This is a genomic window from Gaetbulibacter aestuarii (assembly GCF_039537665.1).
Taxonomy (GTDB): Bacteria; Bacteroidota; Bacteroidia; order Flavobacteriales; family Flavobacteriaceae; genus Gaetbulibacter_A; species Gaetbulibacter_A aestuarii.
Window position 1 is genome coordinate 284,393 of the sequence record NZ_BAABAY010000001.1, and the last position, 14,111, is coordinate 298,503.

The 14,111-nt window shown below is 39.3% G+C and carries 12 protein-coding genes; 8 read left to right on the top strand and 4 right to left on the bottom strand.

All coding sequences use genetic code 11. The features are described 5' to 3' along the window. Positions 1-12: 12 nt before the first annotated feature. Positions 13-1,500 (bottom strand): histidine ammonia-lyase, encoded by a 1,488-nt coding sequence (gene hutH, locus ABD682_RS01135; RefSeq protein WP_344738102.1) that lies wholly within the window; start codon positions 1,498-1,500, stop codon positions 13-15. Between the two features lie 79 nt (positions 1,501-1,579). Here hutH and ABD682_RS01140 point away from each other — a divergent pair, with 79 nt between their 5' ends. After that, positions 1,580-2,482 carry a LysR family transcriptional regulator gene (locus ABD682_RS01140; RefSeq protein WP_344738104.1) on the top strand — a complete coding sequence of 301 codons (903 nt, stop codon included), beginning with the start codon at positions 1,580-1,582 and terminating at the stop codon, positions 2,480-2,482. Here ABD682_RS01140 and ABD682_RS01145 read toward each other — a convergent pair. Beyond that, a complete protein-coding gene (locus ABD682_RS01145; RefSeq protein WP_344738106.1) occupies positions 2,479-4,983 on the bottom strand; it encodes a DUF5686 and carboxypeptidase-like regulatory domain-containing protein in 2,505 nt (834 codons plus the stop codon). The genes ABD682_RS01140 and ABD682_RS01145 overlap by 4 nt on opposite strands. 63 nt (positions 4,984-5,046) lie before the next feature. After that, positions 5,047-6,024, bottom strand: a complete 978-nt coding sequence (locus ABD682_RS01150; protein ID WP_344738108.1) for a pyruvate dehydrogenase complex E1 component subunit beta — start codon at positions 6,022-6,024, stop codon at positions 5,047-5,049. Positions 6,025-6,226: 202 nt separating this feature from the next. Between ABD682_RS01150 and ABD682_RS01155 the strand changes: the two genes are divergently transcribed. The 5 genes from ABD682_RS01155 (at position 6,227) to ABD682_RS01175 (ending at position 10,923) form a co-directional block, all read left to right on the top strand. Further along, on the top strand, positions 6,227-6,973 hold the full coding sequence (locus ABD682_RS01155; RefSeq protein ID WP_344738110.1) for an electron transfer flavoprotein subunit beta/FixA family protein: 747 nt from the start codon (positions 6,227-6,229) through the stop codon (positions 6,971-6,973). Between the two features lie 46 nt (positions 6,974-7,019). Beyond that, entirely contained in the window at positions 7,020-7,979 is a 960-nt protein-coding gene (locus ABD682_RS01160) for an electron transfer flavoprotein subunit alpha/FixB family protein (protein ID WP_344738112.1), read from the top strand. A 117-nt stretch (positions 7,980-8,096) separates the two neighbouring features. Beyond that, on the top strand, positions 8,097-8,720 hold the full coding sequence (locus ABD682_RS01165) for a bifunctional nuclease family protein (RefSeq protein WP_344738114.1): 624 nt from the start codon (positions 8,097-8,099) through the stop codon (positions 8,718-8,720). Between the two features lie 21 nt (positions 8,721-8,741). After that, on the top strand, positions 8,742-9,998 hold the full coding sequence (locus ABD682_RS01170) for a nucleoside permease (protein WP_344738116.1): 1,257 nt from the start codon (positions 8,742-8,744) through the stop codon (positions 9,996-9,998). Positions 9,999-10,098: 100 nt separating this feature from the next. Further along, a complete protein-coding gene (locus ABD682_RS01175) occupies positions 10,099-10,923 on the top strand; it encodes a thymidylate synthase (RefSeq protein WP_344738118.1) in 825 nt (274 codons plus the stop codon). Between the two features lie 52 nt (positions 10,924-10,975). Here ABD682_RS01175 and ABD682_RS01180 read toward each other — a convergent pair whose 3' ends face one another. Further along, the gene (locus ABD682_RS01180; protein WP_344738120.1) at positions 10,976-11,272 is read right to left on the bottom strand and encodes an isoamylase early set domain-containing protein; all 297 of its coding nucleotides are present in this window, start codon (positions 11,270-11,272) and stop codon (positions 10,976-10,978) included. A 296-nt stretch (positions 11,273-11,568) separates the two neighbouring features. Here ABD682_RS01180 and ABD682_RS01185 point away from each other — a divergent pair, with 296 nt between their 5' ends. Both ABD682_RS01185 and ABD682_RS01190 read left to right on the top strand, forming a co-directional pair. After that, positions 11,569-12,480, top strand: a complete 912-nt coding sequence (locus ABD682_RS01185; protein ID WP_344738122.1) for a dihydrofolate reductase — start codon at positions 11,569-11,571, stop codon at positions 12,478-12,480. Positions 12,481-12,529: 49 nt separating this feature from the next. Further along, positions 12,530-14,086 carry an NAD(P)/FAD-dependent oxidoreductase gene (locus tag ABD682_RS01190; protein ID WP_344738124.1) on the top strand — a complete coding sequence of 519 codons (1,557 nt, stop codon included), beginning with the start codon at positions 12,530-12,532 and terminating at the stop codon, positions 14,084-14,086. Positions 14,087-14,111: the final 25 nt, after the last annotated feature.

The following is a 14,111-nucleotide window of genomic DNA, read 5'->3' on the forward strand; positions in this document are numbered from 1 at the left end:
TTTTTTCGATTTTTAAACGATTATTTCTTTATTTCTTACTAGTGTCGCCATAGCCTGAATATCATCCTTCAACAAGCGATCTTCTTCCAATTTTTTAACCCGGGAACGAATCAATTTAAAATTCTTTTCTACAATCTCTGAAAATCGATTAGGGCGTCGGAATTCCAGGGCTTGCGCCGCATACATCAATTCGATAGCCAGAATATTTTCCAGGTTATTAAGGATCTGATTGAATTTTCGTCCGGAAATACTACCCATCGAAACGTGATCTTCCTGACCTAAAGAGGTTGGAATACTATCCGCCGATGGCGGAAAACACAATGATTTATTCTCGGTTACCAATGCTGCTGTTGTGTACTGCGGAATCATAAATCCGGAATTAAGTCCACCTCCCGTTGTTAACAAACGTGGTAATCCAAATTTGCCTTCAATTAATAAATAGGAACGGCGATCTGAAATATTTCCAAGTTCTGAGGCTGCAATAGAGGCGTAATCCAAAGCCATCGCCAACGGCTGACCATGGAAATTACCTCCCGAGATCGCTTCCGTTTCACTTAGCACGATAGGATTATCGGTAACAGAATTCATTTCGATCTCTGCTAATTCCTTCAAGTGGTAATATGCATTTCGCGAAGCGCCATGAACCTGCGGAATACAACGCATCGAATACGGATCCTGAACGCGTTCGCAATTTTCATGCGACATGATATTCTCTGAATCCCTGAACAATTCACGCATATGCGCAGCGACCTCTAAATTACCTTTGAAGGGTCTGATGGTATGCAAGGCCTCCTTAAACGGTGAGGCACTACCTTTATACCCTTCAATACTCATAGCCCCGGCAACATCAGCCAGTTGCTGCAGATAGTTCATTTTGTGCAAACCTGTAATAGCGTGCGCCAAAATAAACTGCGTACCATTAATGAGTGCTAACCCTTCTTTAGCTTCCAACCGTAAGGGTTCCAATCCATATTGATGCAAAACCTGTTTTGCGGGAACTATAGCCTCGCCATCCCAAAATTCACCTTCACCAAAAAGTGTTAAGAATAAATGCGATAAAGGCGCCAGATCTCCTGAAGCGCCAACAGAACCTTGTTCCGGAACAACGGGAATGAGATCGCGCTCTATAAAATACAAAATACGTTCTACCACCTCCAATCGAATTCCTGAAAAGCCCTGACACAAAGCATGCACCTTACAGATCAGCATCAGTTTTGAAAGTTGGGCCGAAATAGGTTTTCCAACACCAACAGCATGAGTGATCAATAAATTGTGCTGCAACAAACTGGTTTCTTCCGGGGTAATTTGCACATCGCATAGCGGACCAAAACCTGTATTGATGCCATAAACAGCTTTATTGGAAGCCGCCATGGTTTCAACATTTTGCCTTGATCTTTGCAAAACTTCTCGGGTTTCTTCCGTTAAAACACCCTTAACTTCCTTATTACAAATAGCCATTACGGTTTCTACCGTCAGCTTATCGATACCGTATTTAAACATGTTTGATTTGATTTTGTTCCACAAAATTACGTTTTAAATTAATGCTTAAAAAGACTATCTTTGTTAGTAATTAATAACTATGAGTTATCAAATAGAATTACGTCATTTACGTTACTTTTTGGCTGTTGCCGAAGAATTACACTTTAGGAAAGCTGCGGATCGCTTATATATTTCCCAACCCGGTCTGAGCCGGCAGATCAAGCAGATGGAGAACGATCTGGGTGTCATTTTATTTGATCGCCACAACCGTAAAGTTGTCCTCACCAAAACGGGTGAATACCTGAAAAAAGAATTGCAGCTTAACCTGAAGCAACTTGAAGATATTCTGGATCATGCGAAATTGATCCAGGCCGGTAGAAAAGGGCAGTTAAAAATAGGTTACGTCGGTTCAGCCATGCAGAATATTATCCCCGACCTGTTGATAAAATACCGCGAGGATCATCCTGATGTTGTATTCAGTTTGAAGGAAATGGAGAACCAAAATCAAATTGATGAGTTACTTTCCTTTGGAATCGATATTGGTTTTATGCGCCTGGAGGATGTTCCCAAACATCTTGAAAAACAAACGGTTTTGAGTGATATCTTTTGTGTTGTGCTTCCGGAGGATCACCCAATTAATTCGAAAAATTTTAAATCCATGGCGCAATTCAAAGAAGAAACCTTTATTCTTTTCGACCCTAATTACAGCGCCTCATATTACGAAAAGGTCATGCAGATCTTTAAAGACAGTGGTTTTATGCCTGCTGTATCTCATCTCACGATACACGCCACCTCTATTTACAAACTTGTGGCAAATCATTTTGGAATTTCAATCGTTCCAAAATCACTACAGAACGATGCTGTAAAAGGTGTCAAATTCATTGATCTGAATAACATTAAACAACGTACGGAATTATCCATGGTTTGGAATACCGGCAACCGCAATCCGGTTTTACTTCAGGCTTTGGATGTTATGCGAAAAATGAAACGTAAAAAGGCTTAAAAATAGAAACCGAAACTACCTGTAACCCCAAACTTTCGAGCATCGGGATACGCCACGGGATCCTTATAATTTCCACGGAAATTAAAATCGATGCGGAAAACTTTAAAAATATTACCTATACCTAAACTGTATTCATAGTAAGGTTCATCCGACGGGGCTTTTAAAGGAATACTATTAGGATTATTGGTAGTATTCAGGTCGATATTTCCTTGTGATAAAGTTCCCCAAACACCACGAATACTCACAATTTCACGTAGGTTAAGTTTCCGCAATAGCGGAATTCTGGAAAATAACCTACCATTAAAATTATGCTCCAATTGCACCGAAGTGTAGGTATCGGTCACGAATTCGTAAAAATCCAATTGTGAAAAGGTGTTGTAAATTGAAAAATACGACTGATTTCCGGGAACCACGCTCAAGAGTCCCAGAGGTACGTCGCCAAAAGTTTTTCCAGCTTCAAGACTGGTTGTTAATCGTCCTAAACCACCTAATTGCCAGGGTTGCACATAAGAAAACTGTAGTTTCGTATAATCAAAATCACTCTGTAAAATGTTCTTATCACTACGACTAATTTGAGCAAAAACGCGGGCATAATCATCATTTGCCGGAGTTCGTTCTACCCCAAATCCTGTCATTTTCCGTTTTGGAAAATAATACATAGAGAAGGAGGATTCGTACTGGTTGATATTCGAAGCTACACCATTTGGAGTATTGTAATCCAAACTAAATGTTGGCGATGCCGATTCGAGTGTACGGTAGTTTCCACCTAATCGAAATATCAAATTTCGCCAGGGCTCAGCTTCAATAGCAAAACTGGTCAAATTAATATTGGTAAGCTTGTCATTTACGCCTGTTCCAACAACGGAAGACGAGGCTAAATTTCGACCTAAAACATCCGTGCTACTGGTTAAACTTGCTCCTATTTGCTCTACGTCGCGCCTATTCCCACCGGAGATTATCAAGCGACTCTTCTTATCGAGCAACCATTTTCCTGAAATGCCGTATTTAAATTTATCATCGTCAAAACCATAAGCCAGAAAGCCTTCTAAACGCCAAAGGTCATTACGTCCAAAATACGTTCGCAGGCCGGTTCGAAGTCGTAAACCCTCTACCTGATTATACCCAAATGTCGAGAAAATAGGGCCGTAATCCAGAGGCAAACTATTGAATTCAATATATCCCGAGGCCAGAATGCTTCCCAAATTATAGAGATGTTTAAATTTCTTGACCGTTTTGAGTGTATCGAGCATCTTATAAACGCCTTGCTCATCCTGATTTAATTTTTCCAGGCGATTCTCAGCCCAAAACTGCGCATCACGATCGTAAATATCCTGGTCGTAATTATAAACTTCGGTCTCGTAAAATTTCTTGGGTTTCTTAATATCGAACTTATAATTATTGTATAACGTTGTTCGTTTACCGTAAATTCCTCTTGATTTTTCTTTTTTATTGAAGGCGAAATCACTCATCATATAATCACGCTTGATCAAAAATAAGGAGTCATTGAGCACTTCAAATTCCTGTTCGATATAAATATCCTTCACCCAGTTGATATTAGCACTTTTCGATGCTTTCAAATTAATTTCCTTAACGGCAAAAGTGGTATCGGCTACCCAAAAATCGCCTTTAAAGGTGAGCTCGTTCTTGCGCCTTGGATAATAGATAATGTTGTAACACCATTTGTTATCAATATAAGCACTGTCCGACAGCACATAATTATACGTATTGATCCCTGTTCGGGAAAGCGGACTCACAAAGCTTTTATCAAAGAACTTTAAATAATTGTCATAAACATTGAAGTCGGAATACAGGTCGTTAACGAAATCAATGATGATCTGGTTATCGCTAAAACCGGAGTTCTTATTCCCTTTTAAAACCTCCTTTTCCTGCTGCAATGTGTTATCGCCATAAACTTCAGAAGCGGCTTCATTTATAAACATCGGCAAATAGGTTTTACCGGTAACACGGGAGGTATCCACTTGATCGAAAACGAATTCCATACCTCTGAACAGTTTACTTTTTATTAATGAACTGTCGATGGTATTGATGTCGAATTCTACTTTTTCGTACTTATCGTACTGGTATTGATCGAACTGTTTTAAACCATTTTTACGTTTATGTTCCCAGATTTTTCGCAGCAGATCGATGGCCGGATTATTTTTTTTCGGTTGTTTTCCGGAAACGATAACAACCTGACCAAGTTCGGAGGCCTGTTCCTTTAAAACAATCGACATATTATAATTCACCTTTTTATCCAAAGGGATTTCCATTGTTTCATACCCGAGAAAAGACACTTCTAAAATGGACCAGGTGGTGTCCGATTCTAGATAGAATTTACCATTTTCATCCGTTGTGGTTCCTTCTTTCGAATTCTTAAAAATAACATTGGCATAGGCTACAGGCACATTCGATTCGTCAAAAACATAACCACTCACTTTGGTTTGCGCAGTCGCGGAAAGTAGGCTTAAGAATAGAAGTATGGAAAGAAAGGATTTGGTCATAAGACAAAAAAACTTCATTAACAGCGTTGCCAATGAAGTTTATATAACGTAAATATTAAGTTTTTATTTGTAGAGAACTTTTTTCACCGCCTTAACAACATCGTCGCTATTAGGCAACCATTCTTCCAATAAAACCGGGGAATATGGCGCAGGTGTATCAGCCGTATTTATTTTGATAATTGGAGCATCCAGATAATCGAAAGCTTCATTTTGAATGATATAAGTAATTTCAGTAGCAACGTTTCCAAACGGCCACGCTTCTTCCAGAACCACTAAACGATTTGTTTTCTTCACAGATTCTAAAATAGTTGCTTTATCCAGAGGACGTACCGTACGCAGATCAATAATCTCACAGGAAATACCTTCTTTTTCGAGTTCGTCGGCAGCTTTGTAGGCTTCTTTAATGATCTTACCAAAAGAAACAATGGTTACATCATCACCTTTGCGTTTCACCTCAGCAACACCTAACGGAATAATGTATTCTCCCTCAGGTACTTCACCTTTATCACCGTACATTTGCTCACTTTCCATAAAAATAACAGGATCGTCATCTCTAATGGCTGCTTTTAATAATCCTTTAGCATCCTTTGGGTTTGAAGGCACCACCACTTTTAGCCCTGGTGTGTTGGCAAACCAACTCTCAAAAGCTTGTGAGTGTGTTGCTCCCAACTGTCCCGCTGAAGCTGTAGGGCCGCGAAATACAATCGGACAATTAAATTGCCCGCCGGACATTTGTCTGATCTTTGCAGCGTTGTTTATAATTTGATCAATTCCAACCAGAGAGAAGTTGAAGGTCATATATTCCACAATAGGTCGGTTACCATTCATAGCAGAACCTATAGCTATACCGGCAAATCCCAACTCAGAAATTGGCGTATCGATAACACGTTTCGGTCCAAACTCGTCTAACATACCCTTGGAAGCTTTGTAAGCACCATTGTATTCCGCTACTTCTTCACCCATAAGGTAAATGCTCTCGTCGCGACGCATTTCCTCGCTCATGGCTTCACAAACCGCTTCTCTAAATTGAATTGTCTTCATTTAATACATATTTATTGGAACCACAAAAATAACAATAAATGCCGAGGTGCTTAAGACAATTTTTTTAAAATTTATTATGCATGCATAGTATTTTTGAAATAAAATAATTAACTTCGTAGCGCCTTTGATAAAAAGGTGGTTTAAAAGCCTATTTTTGCATTAAAAGTTTACCAACTTTAATAAAAATTAAACTTAAAATATTATGAAAATATTAGTCTGTATAAGTCATGTACCAGACACAACGTCGAAAATTAATTTTACGGAAAACGATACAAAGTTTGACACTAATGGAGTGCAATTTGTTATTAATCCGAATGATGAATTTGGCCTAACGCGAGCCATGTGGTTTCAAGAAAAACAAGGCGCCAGCGTTACCGTTGTGAATGTTGGCGGACCTGAAACTGAACCTACGCTTCGTAAAGCTTTGGCGATTGGTGCAGATGATGCGATCCGGGTGAACACCCCTGCTACCGACGGCTTTTCTGTAGCCAAGCAATTAGCTAAAGTAGTTGAAGATGGCGGTTATGACCTCATCATTTGTGGTCGTGAGTCCATCGACTATAACGGTGGTATGGTTCCGGGTATGTTAGCAGGATTACTAAAAGCTAATTTTATCAATAAATGTATCAGTTTAGATGTTGACGGAACTACCGCAAAAGCCGTGAGAGAAATCGACGGTGGTAAAGAAACCGTAACAACCTCACTTCCTCTTGTTATTGGTGGTCAAAAAGGTCTGGTTGAAGAAAGTGATCTTAAAATCCCAAACATGCGTGGTATTATGATGGCACGTAAAAAACCATTAAATGTGGTTGAACCCGTAGCTACCGATGCTGAAACCAGTTCTGTGAAATTTGAAAAACCGGCACCAAAAGGTGACGTGAAACTTGTTTCTCCTGATAATCTGGATGAGCTGGTGAACTTACTTCACAACGAAGCCAAAGTGATCTAAAAAAAATTCAAAAAGAAAACATTAAACTAAAAAGATAAAAAACATTATGTCCGTTTTAGTATATACAGAATCCGAACAAGGAAAATTTAAAAAAATTGCATTTGAGGTTTCCTCCTATGCCAAGGCTGTTGCCGATGCTATGGGTACCTCCGTTACGGCGATCAGTTTTAACGCTGATGATCCGAGTGCTTTAGGCACTTACGGTGTGAATAAGGTTTTGAATGTAAAAAATGATGCTCTTAAAACCTTTAACGCCAGTGTTTATGCTGATGTTATCAAGGAAGCTGCGCAACAAGAAGATTCGAAAGTGATCGTGATGAGCTCGAGTGCCAACGATAAATACCTGGCGCCTCTTTTAGCTGTAGATCTTAACGCAGGCTATGCTTCCAATGTGGTTGAAACACCGGTAAGCACCGCCCCGTTCCAAGTAAAACGAAATGCTTTCACTAATAAAGCTTTTGAGATATTAGAATTGAAAACTGATGTGAAACTGATCGGAGTTTCTAACAATTCCTTCGGTTTACATGAAAATAATACCGATGCTAAAGTTGAAGATTTTTCACCGGAAATTCCGGAAAGTGGCATCAAGGTAGAATCTGTAGACAAAGCCACTGATAAAGTAACGATTGCTGATGCCGATATCGTAGTATCAGCCGGTCGTGGTTTAAAAGGTCCTGAAAACTGGGGTATGATCGAAGAGCTTGCTGATGTTCTTGGTGCTGCCACAGCCTGTTCAAAACCGGTATCTGATCTAGGTTGGCGACCACACAGTGAACACGTGGGACAAACCGGAAAACCGGTGGCTGCAAATCTTTATATTGCTGTGGGAATTTCAGGCGCGATACAGCATTTAGCAGGGATCAACGCCTCTAAATACAAAGTGGTTATTAACAACGATCCCGAAGCGCCTTTCTTTAAAGCTGCTGATTATGGCGTTGTTGGTGATGCCTTTGAAGTCGTACCGCAACTTATCGAAAAATTGAAAGCGTTTAAAGCGCAACAATAATTTTTTACTTCCCTTGGGAAGTCATTTAGAACTGTTTAAATTAGCATTTTATTACGAAAAACTGTAATTTACAGTTGGTAAAGTCCTAATTTAAACAGTTCTTTGCTTTTTATTGTTATGAGCTTAGTAAAACTAAATATAAAAGGTATTTCGTACAGCCAAACCCAAAATGGCGCGTATGCCTTGATATTAAATGAGGTAGACGGAGACCGTAAGCTGCCTATTGTTATTGGTGCCTTTGAAGCCCAGTCGATAGCCATTGCTTTGGAAAAAGAAATTAGTCCGCCACGCCCACTAACCCATGATCTGTTTAAAAATTTTGCTGACCGGTTTGATATTGTTGTAAAACAAGTGATCATCCACAAGTTGGTTGATGGTGTTTTTTATTCTAGTTTGATCTGTGAACGCGATAAGATCGAAGAGATCATCGATGCCAGAACCAGTGATGCCATTGCTTTGGCTCTGCGCTTCCAGGCGCCAATTTTTACCTATAAAAACATACTTGATAAAGCCGGTATTTACCTGAAGGTGAATCCGAAAAAAGAAGATGAAGAAGACACCAATGATGGTGTTATCATGGATGATCTGGTAGCCAGTGAACTGGAAAGCGAAACGCCAAAGGAAAACTTGAAAGGCAAAAGTTTGAAAGAACTTCATATCATGCTGGATGAAGCTGTTGCCAGTGAAGACTACGAAAAAGCAGCACACATTCGTGATGAAATCTCAAAACGAGAACAGTAAAATTAGCATTTCAAATATTCTATGAGTGTAAAATTTCGATTGATTATCATGAACTTCCTGCAATTTTTTGTTTGGGGCGCATGGTTAATCACAGTAGCCAATTACTGGTTTGGAACCAAAGGTTGGGATGGTTCTGATTTCGGGGCCATTTTTTCTACCATGGGAATTGCATCGTTATTCATGCCCGCCATCTGTGGTATCATTGCCGATCGATGGGTCAACGCTGAAAAACTCTACGGTCTTTTGCATGTTTTAGGTGGTTTAACACTTTTATATGTTCCCATGATCAATGATACGGTAACCTTTTTCTGGGTGATCTTGTTGGCCATGGCTTTTTACATGCCAACCATTGCGCTTTCAAATTCTGTAGCCTACAACGCTTTAAAGAAAAGTGACCTGGATGTTGTTAAAGATTTCCCACCCATTCGGGTTTGGGGAACCATCGGTTTTATCGTGGCTATGTGGATCACCAACTTAAGTGGCAATAAGGCATCGGCAAATCAATTTTACATAGCCGGTGTTGTAGCAATCGCTTTAGGCTTGTATTCGTTTACCCTACCCAAATGTAAACCCAAAAACACTACTGAAGGAAGCAATTCCATTGTAGAGCTCTTCGGCTTGGATGCCTTCAAATTATTCATGAATTATAAAATGGCTTTGTTCTTTATTTTCAGTATGTTTTTAGGAGCAGCCTTACAACTTACCAATGCCTACGGCGATGTTTATTTAGATGATTTTAAGTTGATCCCACAATATGCGGACTCCTTCGTGGTAAAATATTCTACCATCATTATGTCGATATCGCAAATGTCTGAAACCCTATTCATTTTAGCCATTCCTTTCTTTTTAAAACGTTTTGGTATTAAAAAAGTGATGCTGATGAGTATGATAGCCTGGGTATTGCGCTTTGCGTTTTTTGCCTACGGATATCCGGAAGGATTCGGACTTGTATTAATTGTTCTATCCTGTATCGTTTACGGTATGGCCTTCGACTTTTTCAATATTTCAGGATCCCTTTTTGTTGAAACCTCAACAGATCCTAAAATACGCTCTTCGGCTCAGGGTTTATTTATGATGATGACCAATGGTGTTGGGGCTATTTTTGGCAGTGTGGTAAGTGGTTATTTGATCGATCATTATTTTACTTCCGCAAGCGGAAAAGACTGGCATGACATCTGGCTAACTTTCGCGATCTACTCGCTGGTTATTGCTATTGCTTTTGCCTTCTTGTTCAAACACAAACACAACCCTAAGGTTATCAAAGATCTTACGCATTAATAACAAATTAAGTTAATAACTTTTAATAGAATTACGGGGTGGAATCATTTTGGTTTTACCCTTTTTTTATATTTTTCAATCCGGAAAAAAGATATAGATTATGCAACAGTATCACGACCTGGTAAAACATGTTTTAGAACACGGTAATGAAAAAGGCGATCGCACCGGAACCGGTACAAAAAGTGTCTTTGGTTATCAAATGCGATTCGATCTTAGTGAAGGATTCCCCATGGTGACCACCAAAAAACTGCACTTAAAATCGATTATTTATGAACTGCTTTGGTTCTTAAAAGGTGATACGAATATCAAATATCTTACGGATAATGGCGTGCGAATCTGGAATGAATGGGCTGACGACAATGGCGATTTGGGTCCGGTATATGGCCATCAGTGGCGTAACTGGAACGACGACGAGATCGACCAGATCAAAGAGGTTATTCACAAATTAAAAACAAATCCAAACAGTCGGCGCATGTTGGTTTCAGCATGGAACCCTTCCGTGCTTCCCGATACTTCAAAAAGTTTTAGTGAGAATGTTGCGAATGGAAAAGCTGCCTTACCGCCGTGTCATGCCTTTTTTCAATTCTATGTAGCCGATGGAAAATTATCCTGTCAGTTATATCAGCGTAGTGCCGACATCTTTTTAGGTGTGCCTTTCAACATTGCCTCTTACGCACTGTTTACCATGATGATGGCGCAGGTTTGCGGCTACGAACCCGGAGATTTTATTCACACATTTGGTGATGCTCACATTTATAATAATCATATGGAGCAATTAGAATTACAATTATCGCGTGAACCACGACCTCTCCCAAAAATGAAATTAAATCCGGAGATCAAAGATATCTTCGACTTTACCTTTGAAGATTTTACCTTAGAAAACTACGATCCGCATCCTCACATTAAAGGTGTGGTAGCCGTATAAAAAAAAGCTTTCCAAAAAAGGAAAGCTTTTTCATTTTTTTAAATCTTTAATCTTAAACAGTTACAACACTATTTTCAGCACCGGCATAATCGTTCCATGCATATGCATCAGCACTTTCGTCGTTAACGTAAGCTCCGTCTACCAGATACTTGAATTCATAAGTGTTATCTTTTTCTAAGTCTACAGTACCTTTAAAAGTACCGTTCTTTAATTTCTTTAATGGAACTTTCTTCGCGTTCCAATCGTTAAAACTTCCAACAACAGAAACCTTCTTTGCATCCTCAGCATCTATTGAAAAAGTGACCTTGCAAATAGGTTTGCTTTTCAAATATTGTTTTTTAATAGCCATAATATAAAATATTGTTTGATGGCGCTAAGGTATAAAAGTTAGTGCATAGCGCACAGGAAATTAACGCATTAGGCGATAGAATTATCATTTTCTTAATATGTAATTAACTTAATTTAACGGTTGGAAAAAAATTACCAAATATTTTATGGTATTAACAACATAAAAAAAGGAATTTTTCCCTATCTCCAATGTCAAATTTCACGCAAACGTTTTCGCTAATTCACTAATTTTAAGGGTTTTAAAAGACCTTAATTATCTCTAAAAAAGCCTTAACTTTACCCTAAGATTTTTACGCTATGTTTAATAAGAACAAAACAGATTCGCATATCGATAAAGCGCAATTAGAGCTTATAGAAAACGCTCAAAAACGCATCAGACAAAAAAAGCATTTGTACTCGCATTTTGTGGTTTTCTTAATTGGATCACTATTTTTTATACTGGCTAATGTGGTCTTTGGTGTCGGTAAAGATTTTACCATTTTTAACACCCAATGGTTTGTAATCGCCATTACCATTTGGTTATTCTTCCTATTGTATCATACCTTCAATGTGTTTATTACCCATCGTTTTATGGGTAAAGACTGGGAGAAAAACCAATTGGAAAAACTGGTAGCAAAACAAGAAAACCGCATCGAAAAATTAAGGACTAAAGTTGAAAAAGACGCCGCATTAAAGGCAGATAAAGAGGTTCTTGAGAATGATGGGACCTCCAAAAAAAAAAGTGAATTAACCATTATTGCTGCGGCAGCCGAAAACAATGCTTTAGGTAAAGACAATCAATTGATCTGGAGCTTACCCGATGATATGCAACGTTTCAAAAGGCTTACCCAGGGACACCATATCATTATGGGACGAAAGACTTTTGAAAGTTTTCCTAAACCTCTTCCTAACAGAACGCACATCGTAATTACCAATCAAAAAAATTACGAGGTTCCGGATGGCGTAATCGTAGTAAACAGTTTGGAAAGCGCTTTAGACAAAATAAAGAATGATGTGCAGCCTTTTATTATTGGTGGTGGTGAAATATACAAGCAGGCTATTACCTTAGCCGATAAGATCGAATTGACCCGTGTGCACGCCACTTTTGAAGCCGATGCGTTTTTCCCTGAAATTGATGCTTCGAAATGGAAAGAGACCGGCCGTAGTTTTCATAAAAAGGACGCCAAAAACGGATACGATTATTCCTTTATTACCTACGAAAAAGCGTAACTTTTACCCAAACTAAACCTTAGTATAAGGTTTTATTTTCATCTTCAGAATGATTAAAAATATACAACTGCGCATATCCCTGGAGGAAGAAGCTCAAAGCAATAGTTTAAAAACAAGAGCGGCCAAAAAATTAGGTATGGATTCCGCCGGTATTACTGCGGTGAAAGTGCTTCGAAAATCAATCGATGCCCGTACACCACGCATTATTTTTAATTACAAGATTGCAGTTTATATCAATGAAAATCCACCCGAAGCTTCAGGCTATACTTTTGATTATAAAGATGTATCGAAGGCCAAACCAATACATATCATTGGTTTTGGTCCGGCCGGAATGTATGCCGCTTTACGTTGCATAGAATTGGGTTTTAAACCCGTTGTTCTGGAACGCGGAAAAAATGTGCGTGACCGGCGTCGTGATCTGAAAGCCATCAATCAGGATCATATCGTAAACGAGGATTCTAACTATTGTTTTGGAGAAGGCGGAGCAGGAACTTATAGCGATGGTAAATTATATACCCGTAGCTTAAAGCGTGGTGACGTGCGCCGGATTTTTGAAAACCTTGTATACCATGGCGCTACCGAACAGATCCTCATCGATGCACATCCGCATATCGGCACGAACAAATTACCGAAAGTGGTTCAGAATATCCGCAATACCATCCTTACCTATGGTGGGGAAATTCATTTTGAAACCCGAGTTACCGATTTCATTATTAAAAATAAAAAGATCATTGCCCTGCAATTACATGGGGATAAAGAAATAACTGTTGACAAAGTGATCATGGCAACGGGACATTCAGCACGCGATATTTTTTATCTTCTCGATAAAAAACAGATCGAAATTGCCGCAAAATCCTTTGCGATGGGTGTTCGTGTGGAACATCCTCAGGAAATTATCGACAACATACAATACCATTGTTCAGGACAGCGAAGCGATTTACTTCCCGCCGCTTCCTACAGTTTGGTAGAACAGATTAATGGCAAAGGCGTGTATTCGTTTTGTATGTGTCCGGGAGGATTTATTGTTCCCGCAGCAACAGCACCCGGCGAAGTTGTGGTGAATGGTATGTCGCCTTCCAAACGAAATAATTTGTTCGCCAATTCAGGAATTGTAGTTGAAATTGATGCTGAAAAAGACCTCTATAAATACGAGAGTTTCGGAGCTTTAAAAGCCTTAGAATACCAAAAAGATCTGGAACGTTTGGCGTTTACGGCCGGTGGCCGAAGTCAGACTGCCCCTGCTCAACGACTCACAGATTTTGTGGAAGGACGCTTGTCAAATCAATTAAATCCCTGTTCATACCAACCCGGTTTAAAATCGGCACCCTTACATTCGCTGTTACCAAAACTGATTGGTAGTCGCTTACGGAAAGGATTTCAGGCCTTCGGACAAAAAATGAAAGGTTATTATACTGAAGAAGCTAATATTGTTGGAGTAGAATCACGCACCTCCTCACCCGTATCCGTGCCGAGAAAAGATACTTTAGAACACACCAAGATCAGCAACTTATACCCTTGTGGCGAAGGAGCGGGATATGCCGGCGGAATTGTATCTGCAGCTATGGATGGCGAACGCTGTGCAGAAGCTGCTGTTCATAGCGCTTAGTTCTATTTTTATTTCTATTTTTGCA